Source organism: Bradyrhizobium sp. CCBAU 45384, assembly GCF_028128665.1.
In the GTDB taxonomy this organism is placed as follows: Bacteria; Pseudomonadota; Alphaproteobacteria; order Rhizobiales; family Xanthobacteraceae; genus Bradyrhizobium; species Bradyrhizobium manausense.
The window spans coordinates 59312-74398 of the sequence record NZ_LBIZ01000108.1; the positions used below are offsets into that span (position 1 = coordinate 59312).

The 15087-nt window shown below is 64.1% G+C and carries 13 protein-coding genes; 11 read left to right on the plus strand and 2 right to left on the minus strand.

Features of this window, described 5'->3' with window-relative positions:
• The first annotated feature begins 90 nt into the window (after positions 1 to 90).
• From XH80_RS18850 to XH80_RS18870, 5 genes are read left to right on the plus strand one after another with little or no spacing between them, the layout of a single operon-like run.
• The gene (locus tag XH80_RS18850) at positions 91 to 960 is read left to right on the plus strand and encodes a branched-chain amino acid ABC transporter permease (protein ID WP_271599977.1); all 870 of its coding nucleotides are present in this window, start codon (positions 91 to 93) and stop codon (positions 958 to 960) included.
• Positions 961 to 968: 8 nt separating this feature from the next.
• A complete protein-coding gene (locus XH80_RS18855; RefSeq protein WP_271599844.1) occupies positions 969 to 1997 on the plus strand; it encodes a branched-chain amino acid ABC transporter permease in 1029 nt (342 codons plus the stop codon).
• On the plus strand, positions 1994 to 2749 hold the full coding sequence (locus XH80_RS18860; RefSeq protein ID WP_271599845.1) for an ABC transporter ATP-binding protein: 756 nt from the start codon (positions 1994 to 1996) through the stop codon (positions 2747 to 2749). Before XH80_RS18855 ends, XH80_RS18860 begins: the two co-directional genes overlap by 4 nt.
• The gene (locus XH80_RS18865; protein ID WP_271599846.1) at positions 2742 to 3458 is read left to right on the plus strand and encodes an ABC transporter ATP-binding protein; all 717 of its coding nucleotides are present in this window, start codon (positions 2742 to 2744) and stop codon (positions 3456 to 3458) included. The genes XH80_RS18860 and XH80_RS18865 overlap by 8 nt, the downstream gene beginning before the upstream one ends.
• 21 nt (positions 3459 to 3479) lie before the next feature.
• Complete coding sequence (locus XH80_RS18870; RefSeq protein ID WP_271599847.1) at positions 3480 to 4598, plus strand: cobalamin-independent methionine synthase II family protein; 1119 nt, start codon at positions 3480 to 3482, stop codon at positions 4596 to 4598.
• A 193-nt stretch (positions 4599 to 4791) separates the two neighbouring features.
• On the opposite strand, the gene XH80_RS18875 is transcribed toward XH80_RS18870, so the two are convergent.
• Complete coding sequence (locus XH80_RS18875) at positions 4792 to 6522, minus strand: caspase family protein (protein WP_271599848.1); 1731 nt, start codon at positions 6520 to 6522, stop codon at positions 4792 to 4794.
• A gap of 163 nt (positions 6523 to 6685) precedes the next feature.
• Between XH80_RS18875 and XH80_RS18880 the strand changes: the two genes are divergently transcribed.
• The 6 genes from XH80_RS18880 to XH80_RS18905 all read left to right on the plus strand — a co-directional run bounded on the left by XH80_RS18880 (position 6686) and on the right by XH80_RS18905 (position 13813).
• Positions 6686 to 8041 (plus strand): hypothetical protein, encoded by a 1356-nt coding sequence (locus tag XH80_RS18880; protein WP_057749242.1) that lies wholly within the window; start codon positions 6686 to 6688, stop codon positions 8039 to 8041.
• A gap of 61 nt (positions 8042 to 8102) precedes the next feature.
• Positions 8103 to 9299, plus strand: a complete 1197-nt coding sequence (gene metK / locus XH80_RS18885; protein ID WP_057749239.1) for a methionine adenosyltransferase — start codon at positions 8103 to 8105, stop codon at positions 9297 to 9299.
• Between the two features lie 74 nt (positions 9300 to 9373).
• Positions 9374 to 10795 carry an adenosylhomocysteinase gene (ahcY, locus tag XH80_RS18890; protein ID WP_271599849.1) on the plus strand — a complete coding sequence of 474 codons (1422 nt, stop codon included), beginning with the start codon at positions 9374 to 9376 and terminating at the stop codon, positions 10793 to 10795.
• A gap of 161 nt (positions 10796 to 10956) precedes the next feature.
• On the plus strand, positions 10957 to 12417 hold the full coding sequence (locus tag XH80_RS18895) for a flavin-containing monooxygenase (protein ID WP_271599850.1): 1461 nt from the start codon (positions 10957 to 10959) through the stop codon (positions 12415 to 12417).
• A 141-nt stretch (positions 12418 to 12558) separates the two neighbouring features.
• A complete protein-coding gene (locus XH80_RS18900) occupies positions 12559 to 13218 on the plus strand; it encodes a ParA family protein (RefSeq protein ID WP_271599851.1) in 660 nt (219 codons plus the stop codon).
• Positions 13181 to 13813, plus strand: coding sequence for a phasin family protein (locus XH80_RS18905; protein ID WP_271599852.1), 633 nt, complete (start codon positions 13181 to 13183; stop codon positions 13811 to 13813). The genes XH80_RS18900 and XH80_RS18905 overlap by 38 nt, the downstream gene beginning before the upstream one ends.
• 25 nt (positions 13814 to 13838) lie before the next feature.
• Here XH80_RS18905 and XH80_RS18910 read toward each other — a convergent pair whose 3' ends face one another.
• Positions 13839 to 15071: a YbfB/YjiJ family MFS transporter gene (locus XH80_RS18910; protein WP_271599853.1), complete on the minus strand. Its 1233-nt coding sequence runs from the start codon at positions 15069 to 15071 to the stop codon at positions 13839 to 13841.
• Positions 15072 to 15087 lie beyond the last annotated feature (16 nt).

The following is a 15087-nucleotide window of genomic DNA, read 5'->3' on the forward strand; positions in this document are numbered from 1 at the left end:
GATCTCGAAGTTGTTGAAGCGAGATTCCGGGTTCAGCGCTGCGCGCTGCCCCCGGAATGACGAATGTCTATCAGGATCGATCCAGTCTCGATGACCTCAATCCTCACCAACCTGTTCGATGGCGTGGCCTACGGCATGCTGCTGTTCGTGCTCGCCTGCGGGCTTGCGGTCACGCTGGGTCTGATGAACTTCGTCAATCTCGCCCATGGCGCCTTCGCCATGGCCGGCGGTTATGTCTGCATGCTGCTGGTGAACCAGCATGGCTGGCCGTTCTTCGCGGCGCTGCCGCTCGCCTTCGTCTCGTCCGCGGTGATCGGCATCGTGCTCGAGCGCACGCTCTATCGCCACCTGTATGCGCGTAGCCATCTCGATCAGGTGCTGTTTACGATCGGCCTGACATTCATGTCGGTCGCGGCCGTGGACTACATCCAGGGCTCCTCCCGTGTCTTTATCAACCTGCCGGCCGCGCTGCAGGGCCAGTTCGACCTATTCGGCGTCGGCATTGGCCGCTACCGGCTGATGATCATCGTGATTTGCGGCCTGCTCACCGTCGGCCTCCAGATGGTGCTGGCCAAGACGCGTTTCGGCAGCCGTCTGCGCGCCGCCGTCGATGATCCCCGCGCCGCGAGCGGCCTCGGCATCAACGTGCCGCAGGTGTTCGCCTTCACCTTTGCATTCGGATGTGGCCTTGCGGGGCTCGGCGGGGCGCTGAGCGCCGAGATCCTCGGCCTCGATCCATATTTCCCGCTGAAGTTCATGATCTACTTCCTGATCGTGGTCACCGTCGGCGGCTCCTCTTCAATCACCGGTCCGTTCCTGGCCTCGCTGCTGCTCGGCATCGGCGACGTCGCCGGGAAATACTACGTGCCGAAGATGGGACCCTTCGTGATCTACACCATGATGATCGTGATCCTGATCTGGCGCCCGAACGGCCTGTTCGGCCGCACGGCCGCGCGTTGAGCTTGCCGATGAGCGCTTTGTCCGACGTCGGTTATCACGCCCAGCGGCAGGCGCGCTGGCACTATGGCGAGGCTGTCTTCTGGCTCGTCGTGCTCGCCTGCGGCTTTCTGTTTCCCTCGCGTTATCTGATCATGACCGACATCCTGCGGCTGGCGCTGTTTGCGATCTCGCTCGATCTCATCCTCGGCTATGCCGGCATCGTCTCGCTCGGCCACGCCGCCTTCTTCGGCGTCGGCGCCTATGCCGCAGGACTTCTTGCGCTTCATGGCATCATCAACGAGCCGGTGCTGGCGCTGATCGCGGCGGGCCTTGCCGCGATGGTGCTCGGCTTTGCCACAAGCTTTCTGGTGATCCGCGGCGTCGACTTGACGCGCCTGATGGTGACGCTCGGCATCGCGCTGCTGCTGGAGGCGCTCGCCGAACGTTTCTCCAACATCACCGGCGGCACCGACGGCCTTCAAGGTATCGAGATGCAGCCGATCCTTGGCGAGATCCCGTTCGACATGTTCGGCAAGGCCGGCTTCTTCTATTCGCTGGCCGTGCTGTTCGTGCTGTTCCTGCTGGCCCGGCGCATCGTGCATTCGCCGTTCGGCCTGTCGCTGCGCGCGATCAAGAACAACCCGCTGCGGGCAGCTGCCATCGGCATCCCCGTCAACCGCCGCCTGATCGCGATCTATACACTTGCGGCGTTCTATGCCGGCATCGCAGGGGCGCTGTTCACCCAGACCACCGCGATCGCCTCGCTCGACGTGTTCGCCTTCGACCGCTCCGCCGACCTGATGCTGGTGCTCGTCATCGGCGGCACCGGCTATCTCTATGGCGGGCTGATCGGCGCCGTGATCTTCCGGATGCTCCAGGAAGTGTTCTCCACCATCACCCCGCAATATTGGCAGTTCTGGATCGGGCTCGTTCTGGTCGTGATCGTGCTGGTCGGCCGCCAGCGACTGCACTATGGCGTATTGTTCCTGCCCAATTTGCTGATCAAGCAGATTACGGGACGCAAGGCGGTCGTGACAGTGCCGGAGAGCGACGCATGACCATCGCGCTCGAAACCAAAAATCTCGAAAAGACCTTTGGCGGTCTGCGTGTCACGCGCGACCTGTCGCTTAGGATCGAGCAGGGCGCCCGCCATGCGCTGATTGGCCCGAACGGCGCCGGCAAGACCACTGTGATCAACCAGCTCACTGGCGTCCTCAAGCCGAATTCGGGGCGCATCCTGCTCGAAGGCCAGGACATCACCGACCTGCCGGTGCACAAGCGCGTGCTGCGCGGCCTGTCGCGCACCTTCCAGATCAACCAGCTCTATCCTGATCTCACCCCGCTCGAGACCATCGGCCTTGCCGTCTCCGAGCGCCTCGGCCATGGCGGCGACTGGTGGCGGCGGATGGGCACGCGTAGCGACGTCAACGGCGAGATCGCCGATCTCCTGACGCGCTTCCACCTGCTCGACGTCATGAACGAGCAGACCGTGACGCTGCCCTACGGCAAGCAGCGCCTGCTCGAGATCGCGGTCGCGATCGCCGCCAAGCCGCGCGTGCTGCTGCTCGACGAGCCCGCGGCCGGCGTGCCGGAGAGCGAGCGCCATGACATTCTCGCTGTCGTCGGCAGCCTGCCGCGCGACGTCACGGTGCTGCTGATCGAGCACGACATGGACCTCGTGTTCTCGTTTGCCGACCGCATCTCGGTGCTGGTCTCCGGCGCGCTGCTGACTGAAGGGGCGCCCGAGCAAGTCGCGCGCGATCCGCAGGTGAAGGCGGTCTATCTCGGCGAGGAGGCGGTCAATGTCTGACCTGCTCGCAATCGACCAGCTTCGCGCCGGCTATGGCGAGGCGGTGGTGCTGCCCAACATGTCGCTGCGTCTCGCCGAGGGACAGGTGCTGGCGCTGCTAGGACGTAATGGCACCGGCAAGACCACGCTGATCAACTCCATCGTCGGCGTCACCCGTCGCTTCTCGGGCTCGATCGCGCTCGCCGGCACCGACGTCACGAGCTTGCGGTCCGACCAGCGGGCGCGTGCCGGCATCGGCTGGGTGCCGCAGGAGCGCAACATCTTCCGCTCGCTGACGGTGGAGGAGAACATGACCGCGGTGGCGCAGCCCGGTCCCTGGACCGTCGAGAAGGTCTACGAGATGTTCCCGCGGCTGAAGGAACGCCGCAGCAATTTCGGCAACCAGCTCTCCGGCGGCGAGCAGCAGATGCTGGCGATCGGCCGCGCGCTGACCCTCAACCCCAAGGTCCTGCTGCTGGACGAGCCGACCGAGGGCCTCGCCCCCATCATCGTCGAGGAGCTGCTGAAGGCGATCGGGACCATCACCCGGGCCGGCGGCATCTGCTCGATCATCGTCGAGCAGAACGCGCAAAAGATTCTGGGGCTCGCCGACCGTGTTGTGATATTGGAGCGCGGAACGATCGTCCACGACGCCCCGAGCGCCGCGCTGAAGGCCGACCCGTCGGTCCTGGAGCGTCACCTCGGTGTCGCAGGGGCGGCGGGCCACTAGAAAATCCTCGGGAGTTCAAGAATGCAGCGAACCAAAGCCCCCTTCCGTGCCGACGAGGTCGGCAGCCTTCTGCGCCCTGCCAAGATCAAGGACGCACGCGCGAAACTCGAGAAGGGCGAGATCTCGGCCGACGATCTGCGCAAGATCGAGGACATGGAGATCGAGAAGGTCGTGCACAAGCAGGCCTCGATCGGCCTGAAGCTCGCAACCGATGGCGAATTCCGCCGCTCCTGGTGGCATTTCGACTTCCTGGCCAAGCTCACCGGCTGCGAGCTGTTCCACCCCGATACCGGCATCCAGTTCGCGGGCGTGCAGACCCGTCACGACGCAGTGCGCGTGATCGACAAGCTCGATTTCCCCGACAATCACCCGATGCTCGACCATTTCCGCTTCCTGAAAAAGGTCGCCGACCAGGCCCACGTCACCGCCAAGATGACGATCCCCTCGCCAGCCGTGCTGCACTTCCGCGGCGGGCGCAAGTCGATCTCCAAGGACGTCTATCCCGACCTCGAGCCCTTCTACGAGGATCTCGGCAAGACCTACCGCAAGGCCGTGAAGGCATTTTACGACGCGGGCTGCCGCTATCTGCAGTTCGACGACACCGTCTGGGCTTATCTCTGCTCGCAGGACGAATTGCAGAAGGCGCGTGAGCGCGGCGACAATCCGGACGGCCTCCAGCAGATCTACTCCCGCATCATCAACTATGCACTGGCCGAGAAGCCTGCCGACATGGTGGTGACGACGCATGTCTGTCGCGGCAATTTCCGCTCGACCTGGATTTCCTCGGGCGGCTACGAGCCCGTGGCCGAGACCCTGCTCGCCGGCACCAATTACGACGGCTACTTCCTGGAGTACGATTCCGACCGCGCCGGCGGCTTCGAGCCGCTGCGCTTCCTGCCCAGGGGCAACAAGGTCGTCGTGGTCGGCGTCATCACCTCGAAGTTCGGCGAGCTCGAGAAAAAGGACGACATCAAGCGTCGACTTGAAGAGGCCGCCAAGTTCGCGCCGCTGGAGCAGCTCGCGCTGTCGCCGCAGTGCGGCTTTGCCTCGACCGAAGAGGGCAACATCCTCTCCGAGGAAGAGCAGTGGGCCAAGCTGAGCCTTGCGGTCGAGATCGCGAAGGAAGTGTGGGGCAACTAAGCCTCGATGCGTGAGTGACGCCGAGTCCTCACCTCACACTCACTGTCATTCCCCGCGAAGGCGGGGAATCCAGTACGCCGCGGCCCATCGATTCAATCAAAACTATTTCGGATTACTGGATCGCCCGGTCAGGCCGGGCGATGACATCTGAGTGTTGGGCGAATAGCCGACATTCAACTTCAGCCCGCCAGCCTCACTTCTCCGCCAGATAGACCTCGCCCAGCAGCGACGAGTTCGACCACGGCACCTGCTTGTTCTTCGTGGCCGACACCACCTCGGCCCGCACCCGTGTCAGCATCTGCTGCACTTCGAGGCCCGGCGTGCCGAGATGACGGGACAGCGCGGCGGAGAAGGGCGAGTTGGCGCCTTCGCCATCGAGCGCGACCTGGCCGGGCGCGGTCGCGAATGCGATCAGCGTGCCGGCCCCTAGCGTCGCACCGGATCCGAGACTGGACGGTGCGGCGAGGCCCGACGCGCCCTCGATGCCGCGACTGCTGCCGGCGCTTGCGACTTGCTGCGCCATCGGGTTGTTGCGGCAGGCATCGAAGATCAAAATGTTGGTGCGAACCTGGTCGTCGAGGCCCGCCATGATCGTGTCCATGTCGATCATGGCCTCGGTCATGCTGGTGCCTGGCTTCAGCGCGACATCGACGGGAATGAGATAGTTGCGGCCGTCGATCTGCACGCCATGGCCGGCATAGTAGACGAGGGCCACCTGCGCCCGTGTGGCCTCGCGCAGGAAGTCGCGCGTCATCTTCTGCATCGCTGCGCGGTCGAGGTCGACGCCGTCCGACACCGTGAAGCCGATGTCGCGCAGGCTCTTTGCGACCGCGCGCGCATCGTTGGGCGGATTGGGCAACGCCTTCACATGGGCATAGGCGCCGTTGCCGATGACGAGCGCCATGCGGCTGCCGCGAACGGCCGGTGCAGGCGAGGGCGCAGGAGAAAGCGCCGGTGCCGCGCCCGTCTGCTGCGAGGCAGGGGCTGCTGCCGGTTGCGTCGCCGGCGGTGGTGCATCGCGCGGCATCGGCGCGGCTGCGTCGGTAACCAGCGACAGCCGCACCTTTGCGGTCGCCTGGACCGCCTTGCTGCCGGCGTCGGAAGCCGTGATCGCCAATGACGCGTTGTAGTCCTCGCGGGCATGCGCGTAGTCGCCCTTGGCCTCATAGGCGAGCGCGCGATGGGTATAGCCGGAGATCAGCACGCTGTTCGGCGGCGTCATGATGTTGGCTGGGGGCTTGTCCTTGGCCAGCCGGATCGCCTCGGTGCCATCGGCGATCGCGCGATCGAGATCGCCCCTGGCGCGCCAGATCGCGGTGCGCTGGATCAGCGGCTGCGGCAGCGTCGGGTCGATCCGGATCGCCTGATTGAGGTCGGCGAGCGCGCCGTCCAAATCGCCGAGCGCCTCCTTGGAGATGCCGCGATTCTGGAATGAGAACGCCGACCTGGGATCCGCCTTGATCGCCATGTCGTAGTCGGCGATCGCCTTGGCGTAGTCGCCCTTGCCGCGCCAGGCATTGCCGCGGTTGTGGAAGATGATGCCACTTGGCGGACCGAGCCTTAGCGCATCATCGAAATCGGCGATCGCGATGTCGTAGTCGCCCTTGTCGAAATAGGCCGAGCCCCTGAGATTGTAGACCACCTGGCTCGGCTGCAGCCGGATAGCCTCGGTGGTGTCGGCAATGACCTTGGCGTAGTCGCCTTTCTTGTTCCAGCCCACCGCGCGCCAGAAATAGACGGTCGCGAGCTGCCCGCCCTTGAAAACCTTCAGCGCGATGATCTTGGTGCAGGCGTCGACCATCTGGTCTGCCGGCGTGGTCTCGGTGGTGCAGAGCGGCCCCAGCTGGCTGCGCGACTGGGCGGAGCAGGGCGCCGAGCAAAGGGTCGCGGCGAGCAAAGCGAGCACGACGGGCAGGCGGCTCATGGGGTGTTTCCTCGAGGAGACGTCCTTGTTTGTTGTCGGGCAGCAGGTCGGGGTTCACGCGCATGTCATCGGCTGTGGGGTAACGCAGGCAGCGGTATTCCCTCGGTGGGCAGAATTTGCTACGAGGTTGGTCCCAACTTTTCTGCCCACCGCTTGCCCATCGATGAAGAACGACGAAATCCTGAGCCAAATCACCGAGTTCTGCCGCAAGGCTGACATGGCGGAATCGACGTTTGGCCGGCGGGCGGTGAACGATGGGAAGCTCGTGCAGCGCCTGCGCGAGGGCAAGCGCATCACCATCGACACGCTGGAGCGGATTCAGGCCTATATCGCGGCATCGACGACCGGTGGCCTGCCGCCGCCGCGGGGGCTCCAGGTCCCCCCGGAGAAGCGCGATCCGCGCGGCAATTTCCGCTTCTTCGAGAACCGGCAGAAATATCTGCTGTTCGTCCACACCTGCAGCGAAAAGCGGGTGATCGCCGACCGGGTGGCGCTGGAGCTGTCCACCATCCATCCGCGCCCGCCGGCGCTGCGCATTTTCGATGCCGGTGTCGGCGACGGCACGGTGCTGGCGCGCGTGCTGCGCGCCACGCATCAGCGCTACCCGCATATGCCGTTCTATGTTGCCGGCAAGGAGCTTAGTCTCGAGGATCTGCGGCTGACGCTGGAGAAGGTGCCGGACCGCATTTTTGAGCATCCTGCGTCGGTTTTCGTCTTCACCAACATGTTCTATTCGGAGGCGCCCTGGCTGACGCCGGCCTCGCCTGCTGCGGCTGCGGCCACCGTCTGGCACGAGGTCCCGCTGAGGGGGGCCTCGTCGGGCGAGTTCGAGCAGCAGATCGCCGAGCTACGGCCGTTCCTGGAGCAGAATTGGCGGGCCGCGATCAGCCCGCGTACGGCAATGCCGCTTTACGAGCGGCCGGTCGTGCTCGTGCTCTACCGCGACGACCATCGATTCCTGCTCGATTCGACCATTCCGCGGCCCGGGCAGACCGAGGCCAATTTCGACCTCGTGATCGCATCCCAGCCATACCGGGCCCTGTCCTCGGTCAATTTTCGGGCCAAGCGGATCATTGCACCGCTGGCGCGGGCGTTGCGGCCGGGCGGCCGCCTGATCGGAATCCACTCTCATGGCCACGATCCCGGCATGGAAATGATCCAGGCCATCTGGCCCGGAGAAAACCCTTTCTCGGTGAGCCGTCATGAGCTATTGCGCGCCGTTAAGTATGAACTCGGATCGTTGGGCCGCGACCTAAATTTTAATGCTTACGCGGACAACCGTTCGATCTTCAGGTATGATATGGAAGCGCTGCCCAACGAGGTGACGGGTACCATCGGGACCTCGACGGCCTTTGCAGCGTGGAATGCGGCGGTGTATGTCGCTCAGATTGAGGACGACCGGTTGACAGATATGACTCAAAACGGCCGCACTCTGGATGCCGCCAGAGATGTGCTGCGGAAGTACAACGGGCTCTGGTTTCTTGACGAATCCTACGTCATCTCGCGCCGGCGTGATTGACATAATCCAACTGTAAACATCGCAAACGTCCGCCGGTAGCGGTGGAACAAGGGGTTTCTTGATGCGCGCGTCCTATCTCTTCACCAGCGAGTCCGTGTCCGAAGGCCATCCGGACAAGGTTTGTGACCGGATCTCGGATGAAATCGTCGACCTGTTCTACCGCGAAGGGCCGAAAGCCGGCATCGATCCCTGGCAGATCCGTGCCGCCTGCGAGACGCTGGCGACCACCAACAAGGTGGTGATTGCCGGTGAGACTCGCGGTCCGAAGTCCGTGACCAACGAGCAGATCGAGAGCGTCGTGCGCGGCGCGATCAAGGACATCGGCTACGAGCAGGAAGGCTTCCACTGGAAGACCTGCGACATCGAGATCCTGCTGCACCCGCAGTCGGCCGACATCGCGCAGGGCGTCGATGCGCTGCAGCCGGGCGAGGTCAAGGAAGAGGGGGCGGGCGACCAGGGCATCATGTTCGGTTACGCCACCAACGAGACGCCCGATCTGATGCCGGCGCCGATCTTCTATGCCCACAAGATCCTCCGCCTGATCTCGGAAGCCCGCCACTCCGGCAAGGAGAAGGTGCTCGGCCCCGACTCCAAGAGCCAGGTCACCGTGCAGTACGAGAACGGCAAGCCGGTCGGCGTGCGCGAGATCGTGGTCTCGCACCAGCACCTGGTTCCGGACCTCACCTCGAACCAGGTCCGCGAGATCGTCGAGCCCTATGTGCGCGAAGCCCTGCCGAAGGACTGGATCACGCCGAAGACCATCTGGCACATCAACCCGACCGGCAAGTTCTACATCGGCGGTCCCGATGGCGATTCCGGCCTGACCGGCCGCAAGATCATCGTCGACACCTATGGCGGCGCCGCCCCGCACGGCGGCGGCGCGTTCTCCGGCAAGGATCCGACCAAGGTCGATCGTTCGGCCGCTTACGCTGCGCGCTACGTCGCCAAGAACATCGTCGCCGCCGGTCTTGCCGATCGCTGCACGCTGCAGCTCGCCTACGCCATCGGCGTGGCGCGCCCGCTGTCGATCTACATCGACACCCACGGCACCGGTAAGGTGTCGGAGGATCAGCTCGAGAAGGCCGCCGCCAAGGCGATGGACCTGACCCCGCGCGGCATCCGCAGCCATCTCGACCTCAATCGCCCGATCTACGCGCGCACCTCGGCCTACGGCCATTTTGGCCGCACGCCCGACAACGAGGGCGGCTTCTCCTGGGAGAAGACCGACCTCGTCGAGCAGCTGAAGCGCGCGCTCTAGTTCTTTTGCGTCGTTCCGGGGCGCCGCAACAGCGGCGAACCCGGAATGACGAGCCAAACAGACAGGAACCCCCAATGAACGCGAAGCCCGGCTTCACCGATTACATCGTCAAGGACATTTCGCTCGCCGAGTTCGGCCGCAAGGAGCTCTCGCTCGCCGAGACCGAGATGCCCGGCCTGATGGCCACCCGCGAGGAGTTCGGCCCCAAACAGCCTTTGAAGGGCGCGCGCATCGCCGGCTCCCTGCACATGACGATCCAGACCGGCGTGCTGATCGAGACGCTGGCAGCGCTCGGCGCCGACATCCGCTGGGTCTCCTGCAACATCTATTCGACGCAGGACCATGCCGCCGCGGCGATCGCGGCCGCCGGCATTCCCGTCTTCGCCGTCAAGGGCGAGACGCTCAAGGAATACTGGGACTACACCGCCAAACTGTTCGACTGGCACGGCGGCGGTCATCCGAACATGATCCTTGATGACGGCGGTGACGCCACCATGTACGTCCATCTGGGTCTGCGCGCCGAGAAGGGCGACACCGCGTTCCTGGACAAGCCGGGCTCGGAAGAAGAGGAAGTCTTTTTCGCGCTTCTGAAGAAGCAGCTGAAGGAGAAGCCGAAGGGCTACTTCGCCGCAATCGCCGAGAGCATCAAGGGCGTTTCGGAAGAGACCACCACGGGCGTGCATCGTCTCTACGACATGCAGAAGGCCGGCACGCTGCTGTGGCCCGCCATCAACGTCAACGACAGCGTCACCAAGTCGAAGTTCGACAACCTCTATGGCTGCCGTGAATCGCTGGTCGACGGCATCCGCCGCGGCACTGACGTGATGATGTCGGGCAAGGTCGCGATGGTCGCGGGCTTCGGCGACGTCGGCAAGGGCTCGGCGGCCTCTCTGCGCCAGGCCGGGTGCCGCGTGATGGTGTCCGAAGTCGATCCGATCTGCGCGCTGCAGGCCGCGATGGAAGGCTACGAGGTCACGACCATGGAAGACGCCGCGCCCCGCGCCGACATCTTCGTCACCGCGACCGGCAACAAGGACATCATCACTATCGACCACATGCGCGCGATGAAGGATCGCGCCATCGTCTGCAACATCGGTCACTTCGACAACGAGATCCAGATCGCTGGTCTGCGCAATCTGAAGTGGACCAACATCAAGCCGCAAGTCGACGAGATCGAATTCCCCGACAAGCACCGCATCATCCTGCTGTCGGAAGGTCGCCTCGTGAACCTCGGCAACGCGATGGGCCATCCTTCGTTCGTGATGTCGGCGTCCTTCACCAACCAGACGCTGGCGCAGATCGAGCTGTTCGCCAACAACAAGGACGGCAAGTACAAGAAGGAAGTCTACGTGCTGCCGAAGACGCTCGACGAGAAGGTCGCGCGTCTCCACCTCGCCAAGATCGGCGTCAAGCTCACCGAGCTGCGCAAGGACCAGGCCGACTATATCGGCGTCAAGCCGGAAGGCCCGTACAAGAGCGATCACTACCGCTACTGAGCGGCAGGCCTGTCGATCAACAACGCGAAGCCCCGGAGCGATCCGGGGCTTTGTTGTTTCGGCCCGTGGAATTCACCCGTTTGGTGGGCTTCCGCACGCCCTGATTGCCGATTGACGCCCAGCAGCGTCGGGCGGACAATCCTCGCGCGGCGGAGGAAACCATGCAACAAGAACATTTCGACGTGCTGATCGTCGGTGCCGGGCTATCAGGCATTGGCGCAGGCTATCATCTTCAGAGCAAGTGCCCGGGCAAGAGCTACGTCATTCTGGAGGGGCGCGACTGCATCGGCGGCACCTGGGACCTGTTCCGCTATCCCGGCATCCGCTCCGACAGCGACATGTTCACGCTCGGCTATTCCTTCAAGCCGTGGACCGATCCGAAGGCGATCGCCGACGGGCCGCAGATCCTGAACTATGTGCGCGAGACCGCGATAGAGAACGGTATCGACAAGCACATCCGCTTCCATCATCGCGTCAAGCGCGCGGCGTGGTCGACCAGTGACGCGCGCTGGACCATCGAGGCCGAGCGCGCGGCGGGCGAGGGCGCGACGGAGCTCGTGCGCTTCACCTGCAATTTCCTGTTTCTGTGCGCGGGCTACTACAAATACGAAGCGGGCTACACGCCAGAATTCGCGGGCGCTGCTGACTTCGCCGGCCGGATCGTGCATCCGCAGAAATGGACCGAGGATATCGACTACGCCGGCAAGCGCGTCGTCGTGATCGGCTCCGGCGCGACCGCGGTGACGCTGGTGCCGGAGCTTGCCAAGACGGCGGCGCAGGTCACCATGCTGCAGCGCTCGCCGACCTATGTGGTGTCGCGTCCGGCGCAGGATCCCCTCGCCAACAAACTGCGCCGCAACTTGCCGGCGCGGCTGGCCTATCATTTGATCCGCTGGCGCAACGTGATGTGGGGGATGTTCTTCTTCCAGCTCAGCCGGCGCAAGCCGGCGAAGGTGAAGGACTTGATCCTGACGGGCGTGAGAGCCGCGCTCGGGCCGGATTACGACATCGCAACCCATTTCACGCCGCGCTACAATCCCTGGGACCAGCGGCTCTGCCTCGTGCCGGACGGCGATCTTTTCAAGGCGATCCGCGAGAAGCGCGCCGCCGTGGTCACCAACGAGATCGACAGCTTTACGCACGATGGCATCCGCCTCAAGGACGGCAGCGAGCTTGCCGCCGACATCATCGTGACCGCGACGGGCCTGGTGCTCCAGGTCGTCGGGGGCCTCGAGGTCAGCGTCGATGGCCGTCCCGTCGATTTTGCCAAAACTCTCACCTACAAGGGCATGATGTATGCAGACGTGCCCAACATGGCGTCGGCCTTCGGCTACACCAATGCGTCCTGGACGCTGAAATGCGATCTCACTTGTGAATATGTCTGCCGGCTCATCAACTACATGGACCGGCACAATTTCCGGCAAGCCATGCCGCACAATGACGATCCTGATATCACCGCACAGCCGTCGCTGGATTTTACCTCGGGCTATGTGCAGCGCTCTGTCGCAAAAATGCCAAAGCAGGGCTCGAAGCGACCGTGGCGGCTGTATCAGAACTATGCGCTCGACATCGTTTCCTTGCGCTTCGGCAAAATCGACGACGGCGTGATGCGGTATTCCTGATCGCGCCACGCAGGATAGCGGGATGGTCTCGCGTTCGCTTGAGACGAATCGCGAACTTGTGGTAGTATCTTGCGCTGCAACAGGTTCGTTTCCGACAGCACCCGAGTTCCACGTCGTTGCCGTCCTTAGGGAGCGCAGGACATGCACGTCCTTGCCCTGGTCACGCAAAAAGGCGGAAGCGGCAAGAGTACGCTGTCCGTTGGACTGGCGGTGGCAGCAATGCAGCGCGCCGAGCGCGTCGCTCTTATTGAGGCGGACGCGCAAGGTACGATCTCGAAATGGAAAGAGCGCCGCGAGAATCCCTATCCTTGCGTCGAGCGCGTTACCGATCCTGCCGAGATCGAACCGTTGATCGCGGGCCTGAGCGCCGAAGGGGTCTGGCTCGCCATCATCGACACAGCTGCGACGACCAACAGCCTGGCGATGCGCGTCATCGCCTGCGCCGATCTCTGCCTCATCCCGGCGCGCCCGAGCCCGGCCGATATCGAAGCCGCAATCCCTACGTTGATCGCCATTCGCAGGCTCAACCGCCGCTTTGCCTTCATCCTCAATCAGACGCCGACGCGGGGCTGCCGGCTGAGCGAAGCTGCCACATCGCTGAGCTCGATCGGTGCGCTTGCGCTCCCATTTATTGCGCAACGTAACGATCACCAGGATGCGCTCGGAGCGGGGTTAGGCGTCACTGAGTTCGCACCCGCGGGCAAAGCTTCGGACGAAATTGGCAGTTTGTGGGGTTGGATCGCGGGGCACTTGGAAGAGTTGGATGATCATGGGAAAGGCACGCTCAAAGCGGCCTGCTGAAGTTGCACGCGCCGGGCGTCGCTCGCTGCTGGAATTGGCGGCGGAAGTGAGCCGTGCGGTCGATGAGGGTCTGGCCATGCCGCCGGGCTCGGTCGCCGTCGCCCAAGATGCGCCGCAGATCGTGCAAGAAGAGCCTGCTCCGATGACCGTTCCGGTACAAGGAAAAGCCGGCGTCGCCCTTGCAAGTCCTCAACCTCCGGGCAGTACCACCACTGATCTCATTGTCGATATGGCCAAGGCGTATCAAGCCCGCACCTTGGACGGCATGAGCGCTACGTTCAACTACGCCAATGACCTCGCAAAGTCACGGCTGGTCGGTGTGACATCGGAGGCCAATGGAACGGCCATCGTGGGAAGCGAGATCATCGACGCGATTGGAACGGCAGCTGAGTGGCGCGCCGTCGTGCTCGAACTGATGAAAGTCAATGCGGGCGCGACCCTGGAGTATGCGCAGGAGCTGGGCCGTGCAAAAACGCTGGCGGAGCTGGTGGAGCTGTCGGCCACGCATGCACGAAAACAATGTGAGTTGGTCCTCGAGCAAACCGAGTTGCTGAGGTCAGCTGCTCAAAGGATGACCAAGCCCAGCGCCAGGTAGTGCCGCTCGCCTGCCATCATCGCGCTCAGGATCTGCGCGGGACGACCAGGGCGAGCCCGAAATCGATCGCGAGCGCCAGCACCACGGCGCCACCGCCGAGAGCGAACAGGACGAGATAGTCGCCGCCGGTCTGCGCATAGATCCAGGAGAAGCCGTAAGCTGCGGCCGCCTGGAACAGCGCAAAGCTGGTGGTGGCGTGGCTCCACGTCGAGCGCTGCTGCTCGCCGGAGTGCGGGACGAGCTCATGGATGCGGCCGAGCACCAGCGGCACGATGCCCGGCGTGAAGCCCCCGATCACCACACTCGATACGATCAACGAAACCGGTGCGGTGCTGATGGTCGGAAGCAGTACGGCCGCCGCTTCAATCAGGAACGCAGCGCGTAAGGCCGGTCCGAATCCGGAGCGGTCGCCGAGATGGCCGGTGACGAGCGGGCCGACGATCGCGCCGAGGCCGTACAGCACCCAATAGTGCGATCCCGCTGCGATGCCTTGGCCGAGGCCCCGCGCGACGAAGTCCACCATGAAGACCATGTGCGGGACCAGCGCCACGGCATTGAGGCCGTACTGGATCAGCAGTTTACGGGCGGCAGGCGAGGCGTGATGCTGCTTCGCCTGGTGCAAGGGTGCGACATCGGAATTGCCCTCGCAAGGCCAGCTCCACCAACTCGTCGCAGTGAGCACGGCCGAGAGCGCGCCAAGCCCATACCAGCTCTGCTGCAAGCCTTGTTGCAGGAGCAGCGGCACCAGCGTGCCCGATGCGGCAACGCCGAGGCCGACGCCGGCAAAGATCACGCCGCCGACGATGCCGCGCCGGCCGGGCGAGGTGCGCGGAAGAATAACGGAAGCAGCCAGCACCATGATGATCCCGCCGGTGAGACCTGACACGAAGCGCCAGGCGAAGAACCAGATGAAAGACACCGGCGCAGAGCTGGCAAAGAAGGAGAGGGTTGCAAGCAGCATCATCGCCCGCAGCGCGCCGACCGCGCCGATGCGGGCGGCGACTGCTCGCGCTGCGAGCGCGCCGGCGAGGTAGCCGGCAAGGTTCGCAGCGCCCAGATAGACCACCTCGGAAGCGCTGAACCACTTTGCTGCGATCAGCGCCGGGATCAGCGGCGTGTAGGAGAAGCGGGCAAGGCCAAGCCCGACCAGCGATGCGGAGAGGCCGGCGACGGCATATCGCCAGGTCGGCTCTGACGCCGCGTTCGGCCGCTGATGCGGCCGGGCGTGGCGTCCAGGATTTGCATTGAGTTCGGTCATTGTCATCCTCGTGGGC

Excerpts from the sequence above, each read along its gene's own strand:
- XH80_RS18860 (WP_271599845.1), top strand. The coding sequence starts at position 1,994 with ATGACCATCGCGCTCGAAACCAAAAATCTCGAAAAGACCTTTGGCGGT.
- XH80_RS18850 (WP_271599977.1), top strand. The coding sequence starts at position 91 with ATGACCTCAATCCTCACCAACCTGTTCGATGGCGTGGCCTACGGCATG.
- metK (WP_057749239.1), top strand. The coding sequence starts at position 8,103 with ATGCGCGCGTCCTATCTCTTCACCAGCGAGTCCGTGTCCGAAGGCCAT.
- XH80_RS18870 (WP_271599847.1), top strand. The coding sequence starts at position 3,480 with ATGCAGCGAACCAAAGCCCCCTTCCGTGCCGACGAGGTCGGCAGCCTT.
- XH80_RS18895 (WP_271599850.1), top strand. The coding sequence starts at position 10,957 with ATGCAACAAGAACATTTCGACGTGCTGATCGTCGGTGCCGGGCTATCA.
- XH80_RS18865 (WP_271599846.1), top strand. The coding sequence starts at position 2,742 with ATGTCTGACCTGCTCGCAATCGACCAGCTTCGCGCCGGCTATGGCGAG.
- XH80_RS18880 (WP_057749242.1), top strand. The coding sequence starts at position 6,686 with ATGAAGAACGACGAAATCCTGAGCCAAATCACCGAGTTCTGCCGCAAG.
- XH80_RS18905 (WP_271599852.1), top strand. The coding sequence starts at position 13,181 with ATGATCATGGGAAAGGCACGCTCAAAGCGGCCTGCTGAAGTTGCACGC.
- ahcY (WP_271599849.1), top strand. The coding sequence starts at position 9,374 with ATGAACGCGAAGCCCGGCTTCACCGATTACATCGTCAAGGACATTTCG.
- XH80_RS18910 (WP_271599853.1), bottom strand. The coding sequence starts at position 15,071 with ATGACCGAACTCAATGCAAATCCTGGACGCCACGCCCGGCCGCATCAG.
- XH80_RS18900 (WP_271599851.1), top strand. The coding sequence starts at position 12,559 with ATGCACGTCCTTGCCCTGGTCACGCAAAAAGGCGGAAGCGGCAAGAGT.
- XH80_RS18875 (WP_271599848.1), bottom strand. The coding sequence starts at position 6,522 with ATGAGCCGCCTGCCCGTCGTGCTCGCTTTGCTCGCCGCGACCCTTTGC.
- XH80_RS18855 (WP_271599844.1), top strand. The coding sequence starts at position 969 with ATGAGCGCTTTGTCCGACGTCGGTTATCACGCCCAGCGGCAGGCGCGC.